Raw genomic sequence first — 23,042 nt, 5'->3', positions numbered from 1 at the left:
CTGAAGGGGGTGCCTTGTGGCGCTCAATAGCATCGAAGAACTGGTTGAAGACATCCGCCAAGGCAAGATGGTCATCCTCATGGATGACGAAGACCGCGAGAACGAAGGCGACCTGATCATGGCCGCCGAATGCTGCCAGGCCGAGCACATCAACTTCATGGCCAAACACGCCCGTGGTTTGATCTGCATGCCGATGAGCCGCGAGCGCTGCGAACTGTTGAAGCTGCCGCTGATGGCGCCGCGCAACGGTTCCGGTTTCGGCACCAAGTTCACCGTGTCGATCGAAGCCGCCGAAGGCGTAACCACTGGCATTTCCGCCGCCGACCGTGCGCGCACCGTGCAAGCGGCGGCCGCCAAAGACGCCAAGGCTGAAGACATCGTCAGCCCGGGCCACATTTTCCCGCTGATGGCCCAGGCCGGCGGCACCCTCGCTCGTGCCGGCCACACCGAAGCGGCTTGCGACCTCGCGCGCATGGCCGGTTTCGAGCCAAGTGGTGTGATCTGCGAAGTGATGAACGACGACGGCACCATGTCCCGTCGCGCTGAACTGGAAGCGTTCGCTGCTGAGCACAACATCAAGATCGGCACCATCGCCGACCTGATTCACTACCGGATGATCCACGAACGTACCGTTCAGCGGATTGCCGAGCAGCCACTGGACAGCGAACTGGGTCAATTCAACCTGGTGACCTATCGTGATTCGGTGGAAGGCGATGTGCACATGGCCCTTACGCTGGGCACTGTTTGCGCCGAAGAGCCGACCCTGGTTCGGGTGCACAACATGGATCCGCTGCGCGACCTGCTGATGGTCAAACAACCGGGCCGCTGGAGCCTGCGCGCCGCCATGGCTGCGGTCGCCGAGGCGGGCAGCGGTGTCGTGTTGTTGCTTGGTCACCCGCTCGATGGCGATGTGCTGCTGGCACATATCCGTGAAACGGGTGAGCAGGCAGCGCCGAAAAAACCGACCACTTACAGCATCGTCGGTGCCGGTTCGCAGATTCTGCGTGACCTCGGTGTGCGCAAAATGCGTTTGATGTCTGCGCCAATGAAATTTAATGCGATATCCGGTTTCGATCTGGAAGTTGTAGAATACGTGCCCTCCGAATAATGACCGGTTGTTTCCGGTCTCCGATTCGCGGCAAATAAATCACTGAGGGACGCGTAGCAGACGCGTCCCGGCTCTTTAAGAGAACTGACGAATGACCCTGAAGACCATCGAAGGTACCTTCATCGCCCCTAAAGGCCGCTACGCTTTGGTAGTGGGCCGCTTCAACAGCTTCGTCGTTGAAAGCCTGGTCAGCGGTGCAGTTGATGCCCTGGTTCGCCACGGCGTGAGCGAAAGCGACATCACCATCATCCGCGCACCTGGCGCCTTCGAAATCCCGCTGGTTGCGCAGAAAGTCGCCCAGAAAGGTGAATTCGCAGCCATCATCGCCCTCGGCGCGGTCATTCGTGGCGGTACTCCGCACTTCGAATACGTGGCAGGCGAGTGCACCAAGGGCCTGGCCCAGGTGTCCATGGAGTTCGGCGTGCCGGTTGCCTTCGGCGTCCTGACCGTTGATTCCATCGAGCAAGCCATCGAACGTTCCGGCACCAAGGCCGGTAACAAAGGTGCCGAAGCTGCCCTGTCCGCTCTGGAAATGGTCAGCCTGCTGGCGCAGTTGGAGGCCAAGTGATTAGCGACGAAAGCGATCGTTTCAACCCGCGCGAGCCGCGTCCAACCGACGCCGGCAAGCCTTCGAAAAGTGAAAAGCGCCGCGCTGCCCGTCAGTTGGCGACTCAAGCGTTGTACCAGCGCCACATGGCCAGTACTTCGCTGAACGAAATCGAAGCGCAGTTCCGCGTCGATAACGATTTCACCTTCGCCGATGCCAGCTACTTTCACGACATCCTGCACGGTGTTCCGGCCAGTCTGACCGAGATCGACACTGCGCTGGCGCCGTGCCTGGACCTGACCATCGAAGAGCTCGACCCGGTTGAACTGTGCGTACTGCGCCTGTCGACCTGGGAACTGCTCAAGCGCGTCGACGTGCCGTACCGCGTGGTGATCAACGAAGGGATCGAACTGGCGAAAGTCTACGGTTCGACCGACGGCCACAAGTTCGTCAACGGCGTGCTCGACAAGCTGGCCCCGCGCCTGCGTGAAGCTGAAGTGAAGGCGTTCAAGCGCTGATCGGCGCTTGAACACTTTGTCTCAGCCATGGGCGAGTTTGAGCTGATCCGCAATTTCTTCGCCGCCGCGCCTTGTGCGCAGGGCGGCGAAGGCGTTGCGCTGGGGATCGGCGATGACTGCGCCTTGCTCGCTGTTCCTTCCGGGGAGCAGTTGGCGATTTCTACCGATACGCTGGTGGCCGGTGTGCATTTCGCCGACCCCTGCGATCCGTTTCTGCTCGGTCAGCGCTCGCTGGCCGTTGCGGTCAGCGATCTGGCCGCCATGGGCGCCACGCCCGTTGCCTTTACCCTTGCCCTGACTGTGCCGACGGTGACTGCTGATTGGCTGCAAGCCTATGCCCACGGTTTGAACCGTATGGCGCAGAGCTGCGGCGTCGCGCTGGTCGGCGGCGATACCACGCGCGGGCCGTTGAGCCTGACGGTGACCGTGTTTGGTCGCGTGCCTGCCGGTCAGGCGTTGACCCGCAGTGGCGCGCAACCGGGCGACTTGCTCTGTGTCGGTGGCGAACTTGGTAATGCGGCCGGCGCCTTGCCGCTGGTGCTCGGTCAGCGTGACGCCGAAGCGAACGTCGCCCAACCGCTGCTCGATCATTACTGGTCACCACAACCGCAACTCGCCCTCGGCCAGGCCCTGCGTGGCAAAGCCACCTCGGCGCTGGACATCTCCGATGGCCTGCTCGCCGACTGCGGCCATATCGCGCTGGCGTCGAAGGTGAGACTTGAGATTGAACGCGAGCGCGTACCGCTGTCGGATGCATTAGTGGCGTTTCTCGGTCAGCGCGGCGCCGAGCGCGCTGCGCTGAGCGGTGGCGATGATTACGTGCTGGCGTTCACCCTGCCGTCCGTCGAATTGCCGGCGCTGCTGGCCAACGGCTGGCCGATCCATGTAATCGGTCGCGTGGCAGAAGGTCAGGGCGTGGTCCTGCTGGATCGCGAAGGGCACGACATCACCCCGCAAATCCGGGGCTATCAACATTTTCAGGAGACACCGTGACAGATCACCCGAAACAGGTTCCGGCCGAATTCGTTCCGCCGTCGGTCTGGCGCAATCCCTGGCATTTCCTCGCGTTCGGCTTCGGTTCCGGCACCTTGCCCAAGGCGCCGGGAACGTGGGGCTCGCTGGTTGCGCTACCCTTTATCCCGTTGTGGCAGATGTTGCCCGACTGGGGTTACTGGCTGATGCTCGGGATCACCATGCTGTTCGGCTTCTGGCTGTGCGGCAAAGTCGCTGACGATCTGCGGGTACACGACCACGAAGGCATCGTCTGGGACGAAATGGTCGGGATGTGGATCACCCTGTGGCTGGTGCCGGAAGGCTGGTACTGGTTGCTCGCGGGTTTCCTCGTATTCCGTTTCTTCGACATTCTCAAGCCATGGCCGATCCGCTGGATCGACCGGCACGTGCATGGCGGCGTCGGCATCATGCTCGACGACGTGTTGGCCGGCGTGTTCGCCTGGCTGGCGATGCAGGGACTGGTTTGGATTTTCGCCTGAGTCCAAGGGATATCAGGGTCAAGTGAGGGGACTAGGGATGGCTCGACGCTGGTTGGCGCTAGTGGTTTTGGCTTTACTGAGCACCGTGGCCGGTGCGCAGGAAGCTGCGCCGACGACGGCAGTCATCCATCTGGCCAGCGAAGACTGGGAAGACTACACCGCCGCTGACGGCCATGGCCTGGGCTGGGACGTGCTGCGCAAAGTGTTCGAACCGGCCGGGGTCAAGCTGGACATTCGCAGCGTGCCTTACACCCGCTCGGTCGGGCTGGTGCAATTGAAGGAAGTCGACGCGCTGGTCGGTTCCTACCGCGACGAAGCCGAACAGGTCCTGTACCCGCACTGGAATTTCGATTCCGACCACATTTACGCATTAGGCCTGGCGAGTAATCCGGCGCCTACCGAAGCGACGCTGGGCAAGTATCGCCTGGCTTGGGTGCGCGGTTATCGCTACGAAAACTTCTTGCCGAATATCAAGCGCTACAACCAGATCGAGCGGCGTAGCGGGATCCTGTCGATGCTCAAGCAGGGGCGGGCGGATTACTACATCGATGCGCTGACCGAGATTGAAGCCGTGGTGAAAACCGCAGCCGATCCGGCGCAGTATCGCTATTCACACCTGGCCGAGCTGCCGCTGTTTCTCGGCTTTGCCGACACGCCACAGGCGCGAGCGCTGATGGCGCTGTATGACCAGCGTATGGAGCAGTTGGTGAAGAGCGGCGAGTTGAAGCCGATCTTCGAGAAGTGGAAGCAGCCGTATCCGTTCAACTCGAACTGACCACTTACCCCTGTGGGAGCGAGCCAGCTCGCGAAAGCGGTGGTTCAGCCAGCATTGGGGCGATGGACACGACGCCTTCGCGAGCAGGCTCGCTCCCACAGGGGATCGAGGCAACTCAGTTGTTATCAAACTTTTTGATCGTTATGCCCGATAATTCAGCCTAAGCGCCGGTAGGAACCTGCTGTTACAATGCCGGCCTGCGAATTTTCAGACTCTTTAGATCAGGAGCACACCGGTGCCTGTCGTCTTTGTCGCCGCTTCCAAGCTGCCAACGCCTTTTGCGCAATTCACCATGCACGGTTTTCTCGATGAAGCCACCGGCCGCGAGCACGTCGTGCTGAGCCTGGGTGAAATTGCCGACGGTGCCCCGGTACTCGGCCGGTTGCACTCCGAATGCCTGACCGGCGATGCCTTGTTCAGCCAGCGTTGCGACTGCGGTTCGCAACTGGAAGGCGCGCTTAAAGCCATCGCCCGTGAAGGTCGTGGTGTGTTGCTGTACCTGCGTCAGGAAGGTCGTGGCATCGGCTTGTTGAACAAGATCCGTGCCTACGAATTACAGGATGGCGGCGCCGACACCGTTGAAGCCAACGAGCGTCTGGGCTTTGCCGCTGATCAGCGTGACTACGCCATGTGCCTGCCGATGCTCGAGCATCTGGGCGTGAAATCCCTGCGCCTGATGACCAACAACCCGCGCAAGGTTAAAGCCTTGACCGATATGGGCATTACTGTCGCCGAGCGCGTGCCGCTACACACCGGTCACAACCCCCACAACAAACTGTATCTGGCGACCAAGGCCAGCAAGCTCGACCACATGATGGGCAACGAGCATCAGGGCGAGGTCGATCGCGCGTGACGCGGGGTCAGGTGCGGCGCCGGTTATCGGTCGATTGGTGGAAATACCTCGCACTGGCGTTGGTGCCGCTGTTCGTACTCAACGCGTTGTTCGGTCAGGGCGAAGGCATTCTTCCTGTGCTGGCGATGCCGTTCTTTATTGCCGGCGTGGCATCGATGTTTGTCAGCCTGAAATTTTTTGGCCGTTATAAACATGCGCTGATCGCCACGCAAAAAGCCCTCGATACCCCGGATGAACCGGCCGCGTGGATTGCGCTTGCAGCTCGTCGTCGTGCGGCTTTTCTCGTGGCAGCCTTGCCGGCGTGGATCGGCGCACTGGCGGTGTTTGTCGGTCTTGAAGCCGTACCGTTGATGCTGTTGGCGTTGTCCACGGCGGTGCTGTTTTATCTCTACCGTATCCCGCGTCAACTCGGCTGATGCGCCGCCTCTGGCTGGCGGTTCTGCTGCTGGTCGTCTCGACTCCGGTGCTGGCGGGCCTGCGGGTGGTCAGCCTCGCGCCGTCCCTTTCTGAAATTGTCGTTGAGCTGGATTCGGCAGATCTGTTGGTCGGTGTGCTTGATGCCGGTGAGCGGCCAGCGGCGATTGCCAGCATTCCTTCTGTCGGCCGCTATGGTCAGCTCGATATGGAGCAGTTGCTGAGCCTCAAACCTGACTTGTTGTTGCTGTGGCCCGGCAGTGTCGGCCCGGCGCAGCGTGATCAACTGAAGCGCCTGGGCATCCCGACCTTCGTCGCCGAACCGCATTCTTTAGAACAACTCACCACCCAGATTGAAGCCATTGCCGTGCAATTGGGGCGACCGGAGCGTGGGGTGAAACGGGCGGCGGCGTTGCGCCAACGACTCGTGGAGTTGCGCCAGCGCTATCGCCGGGAAGTGCCGTTGCGGGTCTTCTATCAGGTCTGGGACAAACCGCTGTACACCGTCGGTGGCGGGCAGATTATCAGCGATGCGCTTGAGGTGTGCGGGGCGCGCAATGTGTTCGCCGACCTGAGTCTGCCGGCGCCGCAGGTGAGTATTGAGGCAGTGTTGCAGCGCGACCCTGAAGTGATTCTGGCGAGTGATCAGGCGCAACTGAATGCGTGGAAAGCCTGGCCAAAGGTGGCGGCGGTGAAGCAGGAAAAATTACTGTTGGTCACCGACAAAGGTCTCGAACGCCCAAGTGGCCAAATGATCAACGCTACCGCCAAACTCTGCCAATTGATCGCGCCTGACCGCTGAAATTGCGGTGACTTCTTCGCGAGCAGGCTCGCTCCCACAGGAGGATTGCATTCCAAATGTGGGAGCGAGCCTGCTCGCGAAGGGGTCAGTCAAATCACCGAAGATTCAAATCAAAGCTGGGGAGTCCAAGTCACCCCAAACATCCACACCCGACCTTCCTCGCGATAACCGTACTGGCTGCCGTCATAGCTGTAATTCGCCCGGCTGTAACCTTTGTCGAAAACATTATCGACCTTCAGATCCAGCTTGATCTCGCGGTTCAACGCCCAACTGCTGCGCAAGCCGAACAACGCATAACCACCCAGCGGGTTTTCATTTTTCAGGTCGTCATAACTGCTGCTGACCGCCTGCCAACTGGCACCGAGGCTGACTTGATCAAATTGTCGATCCAGATCCCAACTCAACGTGCGCCGCGCACGCCGGGCCAGGGTGTGGCCAGTATCACGGTCGCGCGGATCAATGATCGATACGCCAAGGTTGCTCTGCCAGTCGAACAGTTCCTGTTTCAGTGCCGCTTCAAAACCGTTGATCCGCGCCGACGCGACGTTCTCCGGGCGTGAATTGCTGCCGAAGATGATCGCGTCTTCCAGGTCCGTACGGTAAATCGACGCCTCGAGACGGCTGCTGTCGCTCAACTGGCTGCGCCACTGCAACTCATAGCTTTTCGAGGTTTCCGGTTTCAAATCCGGGTTGCTGAAGTCGGGGTAGTACAGATCGTTGAAAGTCGGCGCACGAAAGCCTTCGCTATAGCTCAGCAACAGGTCGTTGTCCGGGTTCAGCGGCAATGTGAACGTGCCGCTCCAGGTGTTCTGGCTGCCGAATTGCTGGTTGTCGTCGTGACGCAGACCCAGTTCCGTGGAGAAGCTGTCGGCCTGATAGCGATGCTGGATGAATGCGGCGCGGTTCCAGCGGCTGTCTTCGTCGAATGCGGTGCTGCTGTTGACCCGGTCTTCGTACCAGTCGCCGCCGAGAATCAGGCTGTTGCGTGCGTCCAGCGTCAGATCGTTCTGCCAGTTCACCGAGTCGCGGTAGGTGTTGAACACCGTGCGTTCGTCGCTGAGCTTGTCGAGGCTCTTCTCGCGGTTCTCGGTATGGCCGAATTCGATCCGGGTTTTCCAGGTTTCGTTGACCCGAGCATCGACGTAACTGCTGACACTGCTGACGTTGAAATCGCTGTAGGGCTGCTGTTGGACCGATTCGAAGGTGTTCATGTCGAAGCGGCCGAACGGGTTGTCGAACTCGTTCTTGCCGCGGTTATCCAGCAGATTGGCGCCGACTTCGATGTCATCGCTCAGCGCATGGCTGAGGCTCAGGCTAACGGACTCATTGCGGTAGGCGTCGTGATCGGCATCGCTTGGGTACGACTGGTGAGTACGGTCACCTCCGTCGGTTTCATCAAGGCTGGCACCGAGATTGAAGCGGGTTTTCTCGTCGCCCCCGGACAAGCCGAGGCTGCGCTCCCAGGTCTGGTTGCTGCCGAAACCGACGTGCATCCGTGGCTGCAAACCTTGCTCAGTGCCGCGCCGGGTGAAGATCTGAATCACCCCGCCAATCGCATCGCTGCCGTAAATCACCGAACGCGAACCGCGCAGCACTTCCACCCGCTCGATCTGCTCGATGTTCAGATGCTGCAGGTTGCTGTCGCCGGAAGTGGAGCTGCCAATGCGCTGGCCGTCGACCAGCACCAGACTCTGCGCCGACTGCGTGCCGCGAATGTAAATGCCCGGCAGACTGCCACGTCCGCCGGCTTGCGCCACTTGCACACCAGGGACGCGACGCAGCAGGTCCGGCACGTCACTCGGCTGCAGGCGGTCGATGTCTTCGCGGGTGAACACCGTGTTGGCGGCGCTGCTGTCGTTGCGGGCTTCGACCTGGCGGTTGGCGGAGATCAGCATGTCGGGCAGCTTCAGGGCTTGCTCACGTTCGAAGGTGTCGGCGAGGGCGTTGGCGGCTGGCAGCAGGAGGAAGGGCAGGGCGAGGCGCGAGAGGTTCATCGGTGGTCCGTTGACGCGTAGGGCGAATTCAATTTTGAAAGTTCATAAACCACTGTGGGAGCGAGCTTGCTCGCGAATGCGGTGGGTCAGTCATGAGTGAGTCGACTGACAGTCCGCATTCGCGAGCAAGCTCGCTCCCACAGGGTTTGCACAGGTATTGCGATTACTTGTTGAGCAATTCCAGACGCTCACGAATCGACGCTTCGATCCCTGCCTCATCCAGCCCGCACTCGGCCAGCATCTGCGCAGGCTTGGCGTGTTCGACGTAGACGTCCGGCAAGCCCAGATGCAGCATCGACTTGAGGATGTTCTCCCGCGCGAGGAATTCACTGACCGCGCCACCGGCGCCGCCCATGATCGCGTTCTCTTCGATCGTCACCAGCAACTCATGACTGCCGGCAATCTCGCGCACCAGCGCTTCATCCAGCGGTTTGACGAAACGCATGTCGACCACGGTGGCATCGAGTTTTTCAGCCACCTTCAGCGCCTCGGCCAGTTGCACGCCGAACACCAGCAAAGCGACTTTGCTGCCCTGACGACGGACGATGCCTTTGCCGATTTCAATCGGCTCGAGGTCTTTGTCGATCGTCGCGTTCGGGCCGGTGCCGCGTGGATAGCGCACAGCTGCCGGGCCGTTGTACAAGTGGCCGGTGGTGAGCATTTTGCGCAGTTCGTTTTCATCACTCGGGGTCATGATGACCATGCCCGGGATGCAACGCAGGTAGGACAGATCGAAGCTGCCAGCGTGGGTCGGGCCGTCTTCGCCCACCAGGCCGGCGCGGTCGATGGCGAACAGCACGTCGAGGTTCTGCACCGCGACGTCATGCACCAACTGGTCGTAACCACGCTGCAGGAACGTCGAGTAGATCGCCACTACCGGTTTTGCGCCTTCGCAGGCCATGCCGGCCGCGAATGTCACCGCGTGTTGCTCGGCAATCGCCACGTCGAAATAGCGCAGCGGGAAACGTTCACTGAACGCCACCAGATCCGAGCCTTCCTTCATCGCCGGGGTAATCCCGACGAGACGCGGATCAGTAGCCGCCATGTCGCACAGCCACTCGCCGAACACGGCCGAATACTTCGGCCCGCCGGCCTTCTTCGGCGCAGCGGCCGGAGCGTCCAGTGGTTCCAGTTTGGTGATGGCGTGGTAACCGATCGGGTCGACTTCCGCCGGGGCGAAACCCTTGCCTTTCTTGGTGACGATGTGCAGGAACTGCGGGCCTTTCAGATCGCGCATGTTGCGCAGGGTGGCGATCAGGGTTGGCAGGTCGTGGCCGTCGATCGGGCCGATGTAGTTCCAGCCCAGCTCTTCGAACAGGGTGCCGGGGACCAGCATGCCTTTGGCGTATTCTTCAGTGCGACGGGCGATTTCCCAGGCGCCGGGCAGGCGCGACAGGACTTTCTTGCTGCCCTCACGCATGCTCGCGTAGGTGCGGCTGGAAAGGATCTTCGCCAGATAGTTCGACAGGCCACCGACATTGCGCGAGATCGACATGTCGTTGTCGTTGAGGATCACCAGCATGTTGGCGTTGACTTCCGGCGCGTGGTTCAGCGCCTCGAAAGCCATGCCGGCGGTCAACGCGCCGTCACCAATCACCGCGATTGCCTTGCGATCGCTGTTCTGCAGGCGGGCGGCGATGGCCATGCCCAGTGCAGCGCTGATCGAAGTGCTGGAGTGGCCGACGCCAAAGGTGTCGTACTCGCTCTCGGCGCGACGCGGGAACGCGGCAATGCCGTCCTTCTGGCGCAGGGTGCCCATGCGCTCGCGGCGACCGGTGAGGATCTTGTGCGGATACGCCTGGTGCCCGACGTCCCACAGCAGACGGTCGTCCGGTGTGTCGAAGACGTAATGCAACGCGATGGTCAGCTCGATCACGCCCAGGCCGGCACCGAAATGCCCACCGGTCTGACCGACCGTGTAGAGCAATTCCAGGCGCAACTCATCGGCCAGGGTTTCCAGCTCGGCTTCGCCTAACCGGCGCAGGCCGTCCGGCGTGTTCGCGCGGTCGAGCAGGGGCGTGGTCGGGCGCTTGCGGGGAATCTCATGAAACGTCGTGGGCATCAGGCGAATCGTTATAGGTATAGAAGATGCGGCAGTTTACCTGATGCATCGCCCCCTGCCCACGCGTTGGTCTTTTTTGGCGGATACGCCGTCAGTTGCGCCGCTCGACGATATACCGGGCCAGCTCGCGCAAGGGCTCGGCGGCCGCGTCAAACGGTCGCAGGGCGTGCAGAGCCTGATCACGCAGTTCCAGCGCATAAGCCTTGGCGGCGTCGAGGCCGAGCAGCGCCGGGTAGGTCGGCTTGTCGCGGGCGATGTCGGCGCCTTGGCGTTTACCGAGGGTTTCGGTATCGCTTTCGACGTCGAGGATGTCGTCCTGCACCTGAAAGGCCAGACCGATGGCCTGTGCATAAGTCTGCAGGGCACGGAGTTCATCCTGCTCGGCACGGCCGCTGGCCAGAGCGCCGAGTTTGACGCTGACTTCGATCAGCGCGCCGGTCTTGTGCCGGTGCATCTGTTCAAGGGCTTTCTGATCGAGTTTGAGGCCGACCGAACCGAGGTCGATGGCTTGACCGCCGACCATGCCTGCCGGGCCTGCGGCATTAGCCAGCGCGGTGACCATTTGCAGGCGGATGTCACTGCTGCAATCGCTCAGGCGCGGGTCGAGCAGGGCACTGAAAGCCAGGCTCTGCAAGCCGTCACCGGCGAGAATCGCGCAGGCTTCGTCGAATTTCTTGTGGGTGGTCGGCTGGCCGCGACGCAGATCGTCGTCGTCCATCGCCGGCAAATCATCGTGAACCAGCGAATAAGCGTGGATCAGCTCAACCGCGCAGGCCGCACCGTTGGCTTGTTCAGCCTTGCCACCGAGCGCTTCGCAAGCCGCGTAGGCGAGCAGCGGGCGCACGCGTTTGCCGCCATTCATCACGCTGTAGCGCATGGCTTCGTAAAGCCGCGCCAACTCCGGTAACGGCGCGTTGAACAGGGTTTCCAGAGCCGCGTTAACCCGAGTCTGGCTGCTCGCCGTATACGCCGCAATCATTCTGGCTGTTCCGCGTCGAAGGGTTCCTCGGCGAGTTCGCCATCGCGCTCCAGCAGCACCTGCACCTTCTGCTCGGCTTGCGCCAGCGCTGCCTGGCAATCACGGGTCAGACCGATGCCCTGCTCGAAAGCGGTCAGCGAGTCTTCCAGCGACAATTCACCGTTCTCCAGACGCTCGACCAATGTTTGCAGGTCGGCGAGGGACTGTTCGAAATCCAGTGCAGCTTTTTTGCGGGCCATGGCGGCGATTTCCGGTTGACGTTAAACCGGCGCGACACTAGCAGATAGGGGGTTTATGGGCAAATGAGCGGGGTGCGACCGGCCCTTTTTCCTGAGGCGATTCGGGATGGCTGAAACCTATTCGGCTCATTTTGTGAGCCGAATAATCTCTCTATTCGGCTCACGCCCCTTGAAAAGCAGGTTTCCTACAGCGATTGCACATGTATCCGATTGTTAAAAAACCGCCGAATCGCTAATCTTCGCGCCTTCTACGACCCCATAGTCACGGGTCTTTCAGACGAAACGCAGTTTTCACCGCTGTGAAGTACCGAGGATCGGGTGCAAGGTTTCGTTCAGGCATGGCAGGAGGCATTACATGCGTTCATTTCTTTGGCTACTGATCGGCCTGGCCTGCGCGCCCGCGCTGTCGGCCGCGCCGAGCGCTGAACTGTCGGAACCGGTGGGCGGCTGGCGCTATCACGGCTTGCTCGATCGCACGGAAAACCCGCAAGTCGCCTATCCCACGCCGCCGATTGATCGCGGCATTCAGCGCAATCGCACGATGATCCAGGGCCAGCTCAAGGCCATCGGCCATATGCGCCCGCCGCACAGCCTCGCCGTGAATGGCAATCCATTGAATCTGTACACCGACGACCAGGGCCGTTTCGCCCGGCCCTACGCGTTCGGCGCCGGCTCCAACAGCGTCGAAGTGATCAGCGCCGAAGGCCAGTCGCTCAAGCGCGTGCAATTTTATGAAGCAAACAATTTGCGCACGCCGGCGCGAATTCGTCTTGTCTTGGGCTGGGACGATCCAAAAGCCGAGCTCGATCTGCACATTGTCACGCCCGACGGTCAGCATGCGTTCTGGGCGCAGCCGGCGCTGAGTAATGGCGGCGGTCTCGACCCGGATGGCGTCGACGGCCCCGGCCCGGAAATGTTCACCATGACTGCGCCGCTGCACGGCACTTATCTGGTTTACGTCAACTATTGGGGCAACTTCGGCAACGGCGGCTATAACTTCGAGGAGACCAGCAACCAGAACGAGGTGATCACCTCGCAAATCACGCTGGTGCTCAACGAAAACACCGTCGACGAAAAACGCGAAACGTTCATCGTGCCCCTGCGGGCGATCGGTGATCTGCTGCTGGTCAAGACTTTCAACTATTAAGCATTCCGCCACGGATGAAATCCTGAGCTTTGGGAAATGAGCGAAAAGATGAGCGATAACACTGTTACTTCGGCTGCCGACACACCAGCGGCCAAACCTTCGCGGCGCTGGCCCTTGCTGCTGGCCGGGTTGTGCCTGGTGGCCGGTGTAGCGGGTGGTTTTGGCTGGCTGCTGCTCAAGCCCAAGGCGCCGCCGGCGGAATTGGCCAGTGACAAGCTCGGCCTCAGCCGCCCGGATGCGTTGCTGGAAACCCGCTCGCTGAGTCAGTTGCCCAAGGACTTGCTGACGGTGCCGTTCCTCAAGGCCACGCTCACCGAAGATTTCGTCTTTTATTACGAAACCCACGCCGACCGCCTGGGGCTGATTGGCAGTCTGCGCCGGATCATTTACGAGCATGATCTGAAGTTGCAGGACAGCCTGATCGAGCAGCTTTTCGATCAACCGGCCGACGTTGCGTTGTGGCGTGGCGCGGATGGGCGCTTGAAGGATTTCCTTTTGGTGATGGATCGTGGTGGGCTGGCGAAACTGCTCGAGCCATTGGCAAAGGTTGCGCTGGATGACACGCAGCTCAGTCAGATGAGCGAACTCAAGGTCGGCGGCGACACTGTGCCGCTGTATCAACTGACCTATAACGCCAGCAAAGCCCTGTTGTTCGCCTCCCACGGCGACAAACTGGTGGTGCTGTCCAACCCGGCCAAGTATTACGACCCGGAAAGCGGCGCCTCCGAGGAATCCGGCCATGTCTCGCCACAAGCGCTGGCGGCGCTGCTCAATGGCGAAAAACTCTTCCCCGAAGCGTTCGGCCTGCCGGCGAAAACTCCGGAAACCAAGCAACGCCTGTCGGTCAACTCCAGCGTTCTGGCCATGGGTTATCAACGTTTCATCCCGAACTTCGCCGGGCTGCGCTTCGACATGGATGACAAGGGCTGGCACAGCTACCTCGCCATGGACGAACTGGACAACCAGCCCGACTTCGATTTCAAACCGGTCTGGCAAGCAATGCCGCTGGGCGCCAGTGCCTGCGTGACCCTTCCGGTCGCGGCCGAACCGCAAAAACCATTGCTGGTGAAACTCGGCGCTGAAGAAACCGTGGCGCAAACTCTCACCGAACACGTGGCCGGCGCGGCAGGCCTGTGCTGGTACGCCGATTCGCGGTTGTACACGCCATTGCTGGTGGCCAGTCTGAAAGACGAGGACAGCAGCAAACTCGACGGTGATCTTGGCAAACTGTTCGGTTCGATGGTCGGTGCATTCGAAGCCAACGTTGAAGTAAACGTGTTCCCGGTAGTCGAGAAGCAGGAAGGCCAGAACCACGTCTGGCAGCGTCAGGTCAGCTCCAACTTCGGCCCGTATGCGGCGAAAACTGCGGAGAACCCGGACGCGATTTCCGGCAAGGCTTTCATGAAGGTCAGCCTAGCTCGCCACGGTTCGACGCTGCTGTTTTCCCTCGACGACAAACTCGTCGACAAGGCCCTCGGCACCCTCGACAAACGCTTCCCGCCGATGGCCGACGTGTTGCCCAAAGACGTGCTGATGCCGATCTATTTCGGCCCGGATTCGATGGCGCAGCTGATGCAGCAAGAAACCCTCGATAGCCTGCCGCAGGACATGGAGCCGGTGTTCTACAACGCCGCGCAAACCTATCTGATTCCGAAGCTGCGCACCCTCGGCGGCTACGGCAAGTACGCGCTGACGCTGCCGGAAGGCAGCGAGCCTGACGGCCACTGGCAATGGTTGCCGCTGGAATGGAAAGCGCTGTGACGACACTGATCCGCAGCCTCGGCCTGCTCGCGCTGTTGCTCAGTGCGGGCGCCCGCGCCGTTGAAGCACCCGCACTCGATCCGGCGCAATCCCAGGTGTTTCGCGCCTGGTTCGTGCGCATCGCTCAAGAGCAGTTGAGCCAAGGCCCAAGTCCGCGCTGGTATCAGCAGGACTGTGCCGGGCTGGTGCGTTTTGCCGCCAACGAAGCGCTGAAAGTCCACGACGACAAATGGCTGCGCAGCAACGGCCTGTCCAATCGTTATCTGCCGCCGGAGCTGTCGCTCAGCGATGAGCAACGCAAGCTCGCCCAGCAATGGCAGCAGGGCGGCGGCAAGGTCGGGCCTTACGTCAACGCGATCAAACTGATTCAGTTCAATAGTCATCTGGTCAGCCGTGACGTCTCGCAGGCACGGCCCGGTGATTTGATGTTTTTCGATCAGGGCGACGACCAGCACCTGATGATCTGGATGGGCCGCTACATCGCCTATCACACCGGCACCACCACCCCCACTGACAACGGCATGCGTTCGGCAAGCCTGCAGCAACTCATGACATGGAAGGACACCCGATGGATACCCGACGCAGCCAACCCCAACTTCATCGGCGTCTATCGACTGAACTTTCTCTCCCAATGACCGGTGCCCGCATGTTGCGACTCTGCTCCCGAATTACTTTGCTGCTGGCGCTGTTGCTGCCAGTGGCTACCGTCAGCGCCGAAGATTCGGTCGAGCCGAGCGGCTACACGCCGGTCTCGGGCGAAAGCTTTTTCCTGCTGGCTGATAGCAGCTTTGCTGCTGATGAACAGGCGATGGTGCGCCTCGAAGCGCCGGGCCGTGATTACCGTCGCTTCCGCATGGAACCGTACGGCGGCGCCGACATTCGTGTGTACCGGATCGACAAACCGCTGGATTTCCTCAAGCGCCAGAAGAACCTGCACCGCGTGGTCAGCGACGGCCAGTTCAAGGGTGAAGGCCTGTCCAACACCCTCGCGTACCTGTGGGACAACTGGTACCGCAAATCCCGTCGGGTAATGCAGCGCGCGTTCTCCTATGAATCGAGAAAACAAGTCACCGAGGAAGTGCCGGAACTGAAGATGGGCAACGCCATCGCAGCGCCGACGCCGTACGACGCGCAGCCGCAATTTGCGCTGATTCCGGGTCTACCGGTGGTCAGCCAGTTCCGTTATCCGTTGTGGCAGGCCAAGCCGATTCAGCCGCCGGAAGGGGTCAATCTGGCCGGGTCTTCGAGCGATTTCGTCAGCGTCGCGCCGGGTAACGTTTATATCCCGTTGGGCAATCTGAAGCCGGGTCTGTACCTGGTCGAAGCGCTGATCGGCAAGTACCGCGCAACCACCATGGTGTTCGTCTCCAACACCGTCGCGGTGAGCAAGATTGCCGGTGATGAATTGCTGGTCTGGGCCGCGCGCAAACACGAAGGCAGTTCGGTACCCAAGGTCAATGTGCTGTGGACCGACGGCCTCGGCGTGATGAGCAGCGGTGCCACCGATACTGACGGTTTGCTGCGCCTGAAACACGTCAGCCCGGAGCGTTCGTTCGTCATCGGCGAGGACGAAGAGGGCGGGGTGTTCGTCTCCGAGAACTTCTATTACGACAGCGAAATCTACGACACCAAACTCTACGCGTTCACCGACCGGCCGCTGTATCGCCCAGGTGATTGGGTGTCGCTGAAAATCGTTGGTCGTGAGTTCAAGAATGCGCGGGACTCGGTGTTGCCGGGTGCTGCAGATGTCACGGTCAGCGTGCTTGACGCCACAGGCACTGAGTTGCAACACCTCGACCTGAAGCTCGATTCGAAGGCCGGCACTCAGGGCCGCTTCCAGTTGCCGGACAACGCTGTGGCCGGTGGTTACGAGATCCGTTTCAACTATAAGGACCAGGCTTACAGCAGCGCTTTCCGCGTGGCCGAGTACATCAAGCCGCACTTCGAGATTTCGCTGAATCTGGCCAAGCAGGATTACCGCACTGGCGAGCCGGTCAAAGGCAGTCTGCTGTTGCTGTACCCGGACGGCAAACCGGTGGCTAACGCCAAGTTGACCCTGAGCCTGCGCGCCCAGCAACTGTCGATGGTCGACAACGAGCTGCAATACCTCGGGCAATTCCCGGTGGAGCTGACCAGCACCGAACTGACCACCGACAGCAAAGGCAATGCGAGCCTCGACCTGCCGGCCGCCGACAAGCCGAGCCGCTACATGCTCACCGTGTTCGCCAGCGATGGCGCGGCGTATCGGGTCAAGACCACCAAGGAAATCCTTATCGACCGTGGCGCGGCGAGCTTCCGTCTGAGTGCGCCGCAACGCTTCAGCGCGGTCGGCGACAAAGTCGCATTCAGCTACGCCAACGAGGGCGGCACCGAGCAAAGCAAAGCGGTGACGCCGAGCACCTATGGCTGGGTACGTCTGGAAGACCAGAGCACCGGTGAAGGCAAGCTCGCGGCGACTGACAAGGGCTTCAGCATGGCCTTCGAACGCCCGGGCACTTACAACCTGACCTTGAAAGATCAACACGGTCGCGTCCTCGGTGCCACGGGGCATTCGGTCACTGGCGACGGCGTCAAAGCGGTACCGGGCACTGTGGAAATCGTCCTCGACAAGCCTGAGTACAAGGCCGGCGATGAAGCGCTGGCGCTGATCACTTTCCCGGAGCCGGTCAGTGATGCGTTGCTCTCGCTGGAACGCGACAAGGTCGAAGCCACCGCGCTGCTGGCCAAGGGCGGCGACTGGTTGAAACTGGAAAAACTCAGCGACACCCAATACCGCGCGCGCATTCCGGTGAAGGACAACTTTGCACCGAACCTGACCTTCTCCGTGCTCTACACCAAGGGCGGTCAGTACAGCTTCCAGAACGCCGGGATCAAAGTGGTTGCGCCGCAAATCGACGTGGCGATCAGCACCGACAAAGCGATGTACCTGCCGGGCGACACGGTCACGGTTGATCTGACCACCCAGTTCGCCGGCAAAGCGGTTCCGGCGCATCTGACCGTCAGTGTTGTCGACGAAATGGTCTACGCACTGCAACCGGAAGTCGCGCCGACCATCGACCAGTTCTTCTATCACCCGCGCCGTAACAACGTGCGCACCAGTGCCAGCCTGTCGTTCATCAGTTACGACGTCGCGTTGCCGGGCAGCCCCGGCGCACCGGGCAAAGCCAACCGCAGCGAGCGCGGGGTGAAAGTGCTGGAGCGGCCGCGTCGTGAGGACGTCGATACCGCTGCGTGGCAGCCAGAGTTGTTGACCGGGGCCGACGGCAAAACCCGTTTCACCTTCAAGATGCCGGACTCGCTGACCCGCTGGCGCATCACCGCGCGGGCAATTGCCGATGATGGTCAGGTCGGGCAGAAGAAGCAGTTCGTGCGTTCGGAAAAACCGCTGTACCTGAAGTGGAGCGGGCCGAGCAAATTCCGCAAGGGTGATCAGCCGCAACTTGGCGTGTTTGCGTTCAGTCAGGCCGAGAAACCGGTCAAGGCTGAACTGGTGACTCACTATGCGGGCGCCGAACAGCGTCTGCCTGTGACCCTGAACAACGGCATCAATTATCTGCCGCTGCCGGCGTTCTCATTGGCTTCCGGCGAATGGACGGCGGAGTTGGTGCAGGACGGCAAGACCGCCGACTCTCTCGCCGTGCGCCTGAGTGCGACCGGTGACGGCTGGCAAGTCACTCAGACTCAAAGCCTCGACGTGGCCAGCGGTGACACACCGTTGAGTCTGCCGGCCGACGCCACCGATATTCGCCTGCGTCTGGATGACAGCCCGCAAGCGTTGTTCCGCTCGGCACTCGATGATCTGCTCAGCTATCCGTACGGCGGCGTTGAGCAGACTGCCAGCCGTTTGCTGCCGTTGAGCATTGCCTATCCATCGCTGGCATCGAATCCGCAGATTCGTGATCGCTTGCGCCTGATCATGCAGAACAGCCGTCTGCGTCTGGTGCAAATGGCCGGGCCGTCGGCGAGCTTCACCTGGTGGGGCTACGACGGTGAGCCGGATGCGTTCCTCACGGCTTACGCTTACTACGCCGACTGGAACGCTAGCCAGGTGCTGGAATTGACCTTGCCGCCGGAGCATTGGCAGCGAGTGCTGGAGGTCTACGCCAAGCAAGCGCCGAACACACCGTTGCTGCAGCGCGCGCTGATTCTGTCGTTCGCCAAGCAGATGCATTTGCCGGTGAACACCTTGCTCAGCGGCTTGATGGAGGATCTGGCCAAGGCCGGTGAAGGCAACGCCGAAACCCTGATGGACGACGGCGAAGACAGTCTGGTGATGAGCGATCCGGATTCGGCGCTCGGTCTGGCGGCGGCGCGGGTGTTGACCGCTGCGTTGGCCACGCAGTCGAAGGTTGCCTTGCCGGAAACGTTCAATCGTCAGGTAGGGGCTGCGCAACAGCGTCTGGCGGTCAGTTCGCAGCCGTTCGCCGAGGCGCTGAACCTGTCGCTGCAAGCGTTCGATCAGGCGCGTGCTACGGCGTTGTTGCAACGTTTGCTGCCGCAGCAATCGACCCTCGAACGTGCGCTGGCGCTGACCTGGCTGCAGCGCAGCATCGCCCAGGCGTCGCCGACCATTGCACTGACGCCGGGTGAAGGCTGGAAGAAGAACTACGGAGCCAGCGGCGAGATGTACTGGACGTGGCAGGGCGCGACGCCAGTGCCGAGCGTGTTGTCGGTGTCCGGTACGCAGGAGCGTCCGCTGCGCGCGGCGTTGAGTTTCCAGACCCAGCAAGCGGCAGTCGATCCGATGGCCGTGACCATCACCCGTCGCCTGTCGCGACTGGTGCCGGGCGACGAAGCGTTCACCTTCAAACTGGAGCCGATCGGCAGCAAGCCGCTGTCCAGCGACAGCCTGTATCTGGACGAAGTGATCCTCACCAGCAAAGCGTCGAAACCGCTGCGCTACGGCATGCTCGAAGTGCCGCTACCACCGGGCGCCGATGTCGAGCGCACCACTTGGGGCATCAAGTTGCAGGGCAAGGACGGCACCGAGCCGACCGCGCTGGAGAAGGCGCGCTTCGAACCGGGTCAACTGGCGTACGCGGTGCCGGTCGATGCGCTGAGCGGCGAATTGCGCTTGCGCCATCTGGTGCGCTTCTCGCAAAAGGGCCAGTTCAACCTGCCGCCGGTGCGTTTCAAACAGGTCTACGCGCCGCAGCATCAGGCCCAGGAAGCGAAAGCCGCCCTTGGTCAGGTCACGGTCAACTGACATGAGCCGGCCGCTGCTGTGGCTGCTGATGTGTGTGATACCTGCGCTGGCGACGGCGCAGGATGAGCCGTTGCGCGTGGCCTATAAGGGCGAGTTGTTGTCGTTGAGTCAGACGCAATTGATCGCCCGCGAGCCCTTGCCGCCGACGCTCGATACCCCGTTGGGCAGTCTGTGGAAATTGTTCGTATACGCATGGCTGGTCGATAGCGGTGCGCGTGAGCCTGCTTATGAATGTCGCGGACAGTCGAAGGAAGAGGTTTATTGCTGCTCGGCGGGCGGCAGGATCGAGCGTGATCAGGCGTTGGTGAAATCCTGCGGGTTGTACTTTGAGCCTGCGCGATTGGGGCTTTCTTCTGCCGATTGGCGCACGTATTGGCAGGCGCGGCGGGCGCCATCGTGGCTGCTGGATTTGCCGTCGGTACAGCCGGCTCAACGGGTTTCCGTGATTGAGTTGTTGAAGGTCTTGGCTGCTTTGCCGGCGCAGGATCAAGCGCGTCGAGTGCTGCTCGATGTGGTGCTGAATGCGGCGGACGGTAATGTCGTCGGCGAACTGGGCGGGCGTTTGCGGGTGAAAACCTGGAGCTGGCTTGGCGATCAGGATCCGCAGTCGCGCCAGGGTGGTTTCGCCGGTTGGACCGCGGACGGATCTCCGCTCTGGGCGGGTGGGCGTGGTACCAGTCAGATGGTTTTGCGCCATTACGGGCAGGCACTGGCGACGGTGTTGCCCGCCGCATGGCCGGCAGAAGCCGGGCGCTGTGTTGAAGTCGGGTTGTTCTCGCGCTATCCGCTCACGCGGGTTTTGGCTGGTGAGCGGGTGGTGACGTCCGGCCCGTTGCAGGGCGATTACCGCGTCGAATTCGCCAATGGCAACGCGCTGGATATCCACAGTGACGGCGAACTGTTTCTGCTCAACGACAAACTGGTCGCCAGGCTTGATCGCGAAGAATATGTAGCTCGCGTCCTTGAGCGCGAAGCCAAACCCGAACCCGCCGAAGCGGCCAAAGCGCTGGCCGTGGCAATCCGCACCTATCTGCTGCAAAACGCCACGCGCAACGGCGATTGCCTGAACATCGACGACAGCAGCAATCGCCAACGCGTCGCCCCGCGTCCAGCCTCGGCCGAGTCACGCAACATCGCGGCGTGGACGGCGGATCTGGTACTGGCCGGTAGCACCGTCACCTATCACTCCGATCAACCCGGCCCGGACAAACTCGCCTGGCAACAAGCCGTCGAGCAGGCCAACGCCGGTCAGCGCTACGACGCGATCCTCCTGCACGCCTATCCGCGCGCCAGCCTCAGTCGCTGGGACAATCCGGTCGCCTCCTGCGAGGCACTGCCCGCCGCGCAAGACTGGCTGCAGAAACAGCGACGCGGCTGGCGCCCGAAGCTGGAAAGCGAAACCGGCTACAACGAAGTCAGCACATTCGCCGTGTGCAAACTGGCGTTCGGCAGGCCCTTCGTCGACCGCGAACGCCAACGTATCTACGTGCGTGGCGTACTGACCCTGCAGGATCGCCTCGACCTGACCCACGAATATCTGCACCTGGCCTTTGAAGCACACCCCAACGGCCAGGATGAAACCTACATCGAAGGGCTCGCCCGTCACCTTTTGCTGGAATAGACCATGACACTCCGTTATCCACAGGTCTTGCTGCTGCTCTGCACCTTGACTGCGCTCTCGCCAGCCATCGCTGCCGACGGCGTCAAACTCGACACCCCGATCGGCGGCTGGCGCAGCGGCGCCCCCGAAGGCGAGGGTGAAAGCTTCCGCCAGACCGTCAATTACCCGGCCTCATCGGTCAACACCCCGGTCGGCCAGGCCAACACTGCCCGCATCAGCGGCGAGATCAAAGCTGCGCGGAAGGACAACGAACCCGGCCGCCTGATCGTCAACGGCGTGAGCATGCCGCTGAAAATCGACGACAGCGGCCGCTTCGACCGCCCGTTCTCCTTCCCCAACGGTAGCAACAGCGTCGAAGTACGCAGTCCCGACGGCCAGCAACGCCACCGCACGCAATTCCTCAATACCAGCGGCGGCGCCACCCCGGCAAAACTGCGCGTACTGCTGGCGTGGGACAGCGACGGCACCGACCTCGACCTGCACCTGATCACCCCTGACGGCGCGCACATTTGGTACGGCAACCGCAGCGCCGCCAACGGCGCCGCACTCGACGTTGACGTCACCACCGGTTATGGCCCGGAAATCTTCGCCATGCCGGCGCCGATCAAGGGGCAGTATCTGGTGTATGTGAATTATTACGGCGGTGGGTATCGCGGGGATGACGAGGGCGGGGATGAAGCGGTACAGGCACTGACCACGGCGCAGGTGACGGTGATTACTGAAGAGGGTACGCCGAGCGAGAAGATGGAGACGTTTCTGATCCCGATGCGGGCGGTGGGGGAGTTGACGTTGGTTAAGGCGTTCAGTTATCCGTGAGGGAATTGGGCTGCGGGTTGCTGCCCAATTTCAGGTCGCAGACATTGGACCGACTCAGGGCAGGAGCGAAAGACGGTCCTGCGCAACCTCGTAAGCAGCTTCTCTCTCTCGCTTCCCGATTGCGATTACAAACACCACAATCTCTTGATCAAGGACCTGATAGATCAGGCGATAGCCAGCGCTTTTCAGCTTCACTTTGTAGCAATCCGGGAGCTCGCGAAGTCGATTGGCTTCTATTCGAGGATTCTCCAATACCTCTGTGAGCTTCTTCTTGAACTGGTGGCGAACCGTATCGCCGAGTTTGTTCCACTCCTTTAAAGCACGACGATCAAATTCAAGGTTATAGGTCATCCAGACTTACCTTTACTCGTTGAGGTGCCGCGAGGCGTTCGGTGACTACGGCTATGAGTACTTCATCTTCCTCGCTGAGCAATGCTGCTTTGAAGGGTAGCTTGCCTCGCTCGGCGACGTATTGGAGTGTCTGACGCAAAAGCTCTGAGGGAGTTACTCCCAGCTTTTCCAGTTCGGCGAAGGAGCGCTGCTTCAGATCATCGTCGATGCGAATGTTGATGGAGGCCATGATGAAATACCTGTAATGACGTTTGTCGTTACGGTACCAAGAGGCTCTTCTGTTCGACAAGCGCGAATTTATGTTTCAGACGGTAGGCCGGGTTTATTTCAGGCATTAAAAAGCCGGCTTGTGGCCG

Annotated in this window: 21 protein-coding genes; 15 read left to right on the top strand and 6 right to left on the bottom strand. The window is 61.1% G+C overall.

Annotated elements, in window-relative coordinates; translation table 11 throughout:
* The first annotated feature begins 16 nt into the window (after window positions 1–16).
* From ribBA to CLU80_RS09820, 9 genes are all read left to right on the top strand, one after another.
* Window positions 17–1,108 carry a bifunctional 3,4-dihydroxy-2-butanone-4-phosphate synthase/GTP cyclohydrolase II gene (gene ribBA / locus CLU80_RS09860; RefSeq protein ID WP_039761895.1) on the top strand — a complete coding sequence of 364 codons (1,092 nt, stop codon included), beginning with the start codon at window positions 17–19 and terminating at the stop codon, window positions 1,106–1,108.
* A gap of 91 nt (window positions 1,109–1,199) precedes the next feature.
* The gene (gene ribH, locus CLU80_RS09855; protein WP_003228649.1) at window positions 1,200–1,676 is read left to right on the top strand and encodes a 6,7-dimethyl-8-ribityllumazine synthase; all 477 of its coding nucleotides are present in this window, start codon (window positions 1,200–1,202) and stop codon (window positions 1,674–1,676) included.
* Window positions 1,673–2,173 carry a transcription antitermination factor NusB gene (gene nusB / locus CLU80_RS09850; protein ID WP_034153728.1) on the top strand — a complete coding sequence of 167 codons (501 nt, stop codon included), beginning with the start codon at window positions 1,673–1,675 and terminating at the stop codon, window positions 2,171–2,173. Before ribH ends, nusB begins: the two co-directional genes overlap by 4 nt.
* A 27-nt stretch (window positions 2,174–2,200) precedes the next feature.
* Entirely contained in the window at window positions 2,201–3,166 is a 966-nt protein-coding gene (thiL, locus tag CLU80_RS09845) for a thiamine-phosphate kinase (protein WP_099757294.1), read from the top strand.
* Window positions 3,163–3,666 (top strand): phosphatidylglycerophosphatase A family protein, encoded by a 504-nt coding sequence (locus CLU80_RS09840; RefSeq protein WP_007910933.1) that lies wholly within the window; start codon window positions 3,163–3,165, stop codon window positions 3,664–3,666. Before thiL ends, CLU80_RS09840 begins: the two co-directional genes overlap by 4 nt.
* Window positions 3,667–3,703: 37 nt before the next feature.
* On the top strand, window positions 3,704–4,441 hold the full coding sequence (locus tag CLU80_RS09835) for a substrate-binding periplasmic protein (RefSeq protein ID WP_099757293.1): 738 nt from the start codon (window positions 3,704–3,706) through the stop codon (window positions 4,439–4,441).
* A 235-nt stretch (window positions 4,442–4,676) separates the two neighbouring features.
* Window positions 4,677–5,294: a GTP cyclohydrolase II gene (gene ribA / locus CLU80_RS09830; RefSeq protein WP_016984117.1), complete on the top strand. Its 618-nt coding sequence runs from the start codon at window positions 4,677–4,679 to the stop codon at window positions 5,292–5,294.
* The gene (locus CLU80_RS09825) at window positions 5,291–5,710 is read left to right on the top strand and encodes a hypothetical protein (RefSeq protein WP_016984118.1); all 420 of its coding nucleotides are present in this window, start codon (window positions 5,291–5,293) and stop codon (window positions 5,708–5,710) included. The genes ribA and CLU80_RS09825 overlap by 4 nt, the downstream gene beginning before the upstream one ends.
* Window positions 5,710–6,510 (top strand): cobalamin-binding protein, encoded by an 801-nt coding sequence (locus CLU80_RS09820; protein WP_099757292.1) that lies wholly within the window; start codon window positions 5,710–5,712, stop codon window positions 6,508–6,510. The genes CLU80_RS09825 and CLU80_RS09820 overlap by 1 nt, the downstream gene beginning before the upstream one ends.
* 110 nt (window positions 6,511–6,620) lie before the next feature.
* Here CLU80_RS09820 and CLU80_RS09815 read toward each other — a convergent pair whose 3' ends face one another.
* The 4 genes from CLU80_RS09815 to CLU80_RS09800 all read right to left on the bottom strand — a co-directional run bounded on the left by CLU80_RS09815 (window position 6,621) and on the right by CLU80_RS09800 (window position 11,784).
* Window positions 6,621–8,504 carry a TonB-dependent receptor domain-containing protein gene (locus tag CLU80_RS09815; protein ID WP_099757291.1) on the bottom strand — a complete coding sequence of 628 codons (1,884 nt, stop codon included), beginning with the start codon at window positions 8,502–8,504 and terminating at the stop codon, window positions 6,621–6,623.
* Window positions 8,505–8,667: 163 nt separating this feature from the next.
* Window positions 8,668–10,566, bottom strand: coding sequence for a 1-deoxy-D-xylulose-5-phosphate synthase (dxs, locus tag CLU80_RS09810; protein ID WP_099757290.1), 1,899 nt, complete (start codon window positions 10,564–10,566; stop codon window positions 8,668–8,670).
* A gap of 91 nt (window positions 10,567–10,657) precedes the next feature.
* Window positions 10,658–11,545: a (2E,6E)-farnesyl diphosphate synthase gene (gene ispA / locus CLU80_RS09805; protein WP_099757289.1), complete on the bottom strand. Its 888-nt coding sequence runs from the start codon at window positions 11,543–11,545 to the stop codon at window positions 10,658–10,660.
* Window positions 11,542–11,784: an exodeoxyribonuclease VII small subunit gene (locus CLU80_RS09800; protein ID WP_003228627.1), complete on the bottom strand. Its 243-nt coding sequence runs from the start codon at window positions 11,782–11,784 to the stop codon at window positions 11,542–11,544. Before CLU80_RS09800 ends, ispA begins: the two co-directional genes overlap by 4 nt.
* Window positions 11,785–12,139: 355 nt before the next feature.
* Here CLU80_RS09800 and CLU80_RS09795 point away from each other — a divergent pair, with 355 nt between their 5' ends.
* From CLU80_RS09795 to CLU80_RS09770, 6 genes are read left to right on the top strand one after another with little or no spacing between them, the layout of a single operon-like run.
* Window positions 12,140–12,931: a YfaP family protein gene (locus tag CLU80_RS09795; protein ID WP_093434504.1), complete on the top strand. Its 792-nt coding sequence runs from the start codon at window positions 12,140–12,142 to the stop codon at window positions 12,929–12,931.
* A 48-nt stretch (window positions 12,932–12,979) separates the two neighbouring features.
* Complete coding sequence (locus CLU80_RS09790; protein ID WP_099757288.1) at window positions 12,980–14,692, top strand: DUF2138 domain-containing protein; 1,713 nt, start codon at window positions 12,980–12,982, stop codon at window positions 14,690–14,692.
* Window positions 14,677–15,327 (top strand): DUF1175 domain-containing protein, encoded by a 651-nt coding sequence (locus CLU80_RS09785; protein WP_095122135.1) that lies wholly within the window; start codon window positions 14,677–14,679, stop codon window positions 15,325–15,327. The genes CLU80_RS09790 and CLU80_RS09785 overlap by 16 nt, the downstream gene beginning before the upstream one ends.
* Window positions 15,324–19,898, top strand: a complete 4,575-nt coding sequence (locus tag CLU80_RS09780) for an alpha-2-macroglobulin family protein (protein ID WP_099757287.1) — start codon at window positions 15,324–15,326, stop codon at window positions 19,896–19,898. The genes CLU80_RS09785 and CLU80_RS09780 overlap by 4 nt, the downstream gene beginning before the upstream one ends.
* A 1-nt stretch (window position 19,899) precedes the next feature.
* A complete protein-coding gene (locus CLU80_RS09775; protein WP_099757286.1) occupies window positions 19,900–21,519 on the top strand; it encodes a DUF2300 domain-containing protein in 1,620 nt (539 codons plus the stop codon).
* A gap of 3 nt (window positions 21,520–21,522) precedes the next feature.
* Window positions 21,523–22,335: a YfaP family protein gene (locus tag CLU80_RS09770; RefSeq protein WP_099757285.1), complete on the top strand. Its 813-nt coding sequence runs from the start codon at window positions 21,523–21,525 to the stop codon at window positions 22,333–22,335.
* Between the two features lie 54 nt (window positions 22,336–22,389).
* Here the strand turns inward: CLU80_RS09770 and CLU80_RS09765 are convergent, their stop codons facing one another.
* The gene (locus CLU80_RS09765) at window positions 22,390–22,686 is read right to left on the bottom strand and encodes a type II toxin-antitoxin system RelE family toxin (protein ID WP_016984129.1); all 297 of its coding nucleotides are present in this window, start codon (window positions 22,684–22,686) and stop codon (window positions 22,390–22,392) included.
* Window positions 22,676–22,915 (bottom strand): type II toxin-antitoxin system RelB/DinJ family antitoxin, encoded by a 240-nt coding sequence (locus CLU80_RS09760; RefSeq protein WP_016984130.1) that lies wholly within the window; start codon window positions 22,913–22,915, stop codon window positions 22,676–22,678. Before CLU80_RS09760 ends, CLU80_RS09765 begins: the two co-directional genes overlap by 11 nt.
* Window positions 22,916–23,042: the final 127 nt, after the last annotated feature.

Origin of the sequence: Pseudomonas sp. 29 (assembly GCF_002754355.1) — a bacterium.
Taxonomy (GTDB): Bacteria; Pseudomonadota; Gammaproteobacteria; order Pseudomonadales; family Pseudomonadaceae; genus Aquipseudomonas; species Aquipseudomonas neuropathica.
Note: the sequence above shows the minus strand (reverse complement) of the source record. Positions and strands in the feature narration are given on the sequence as shown.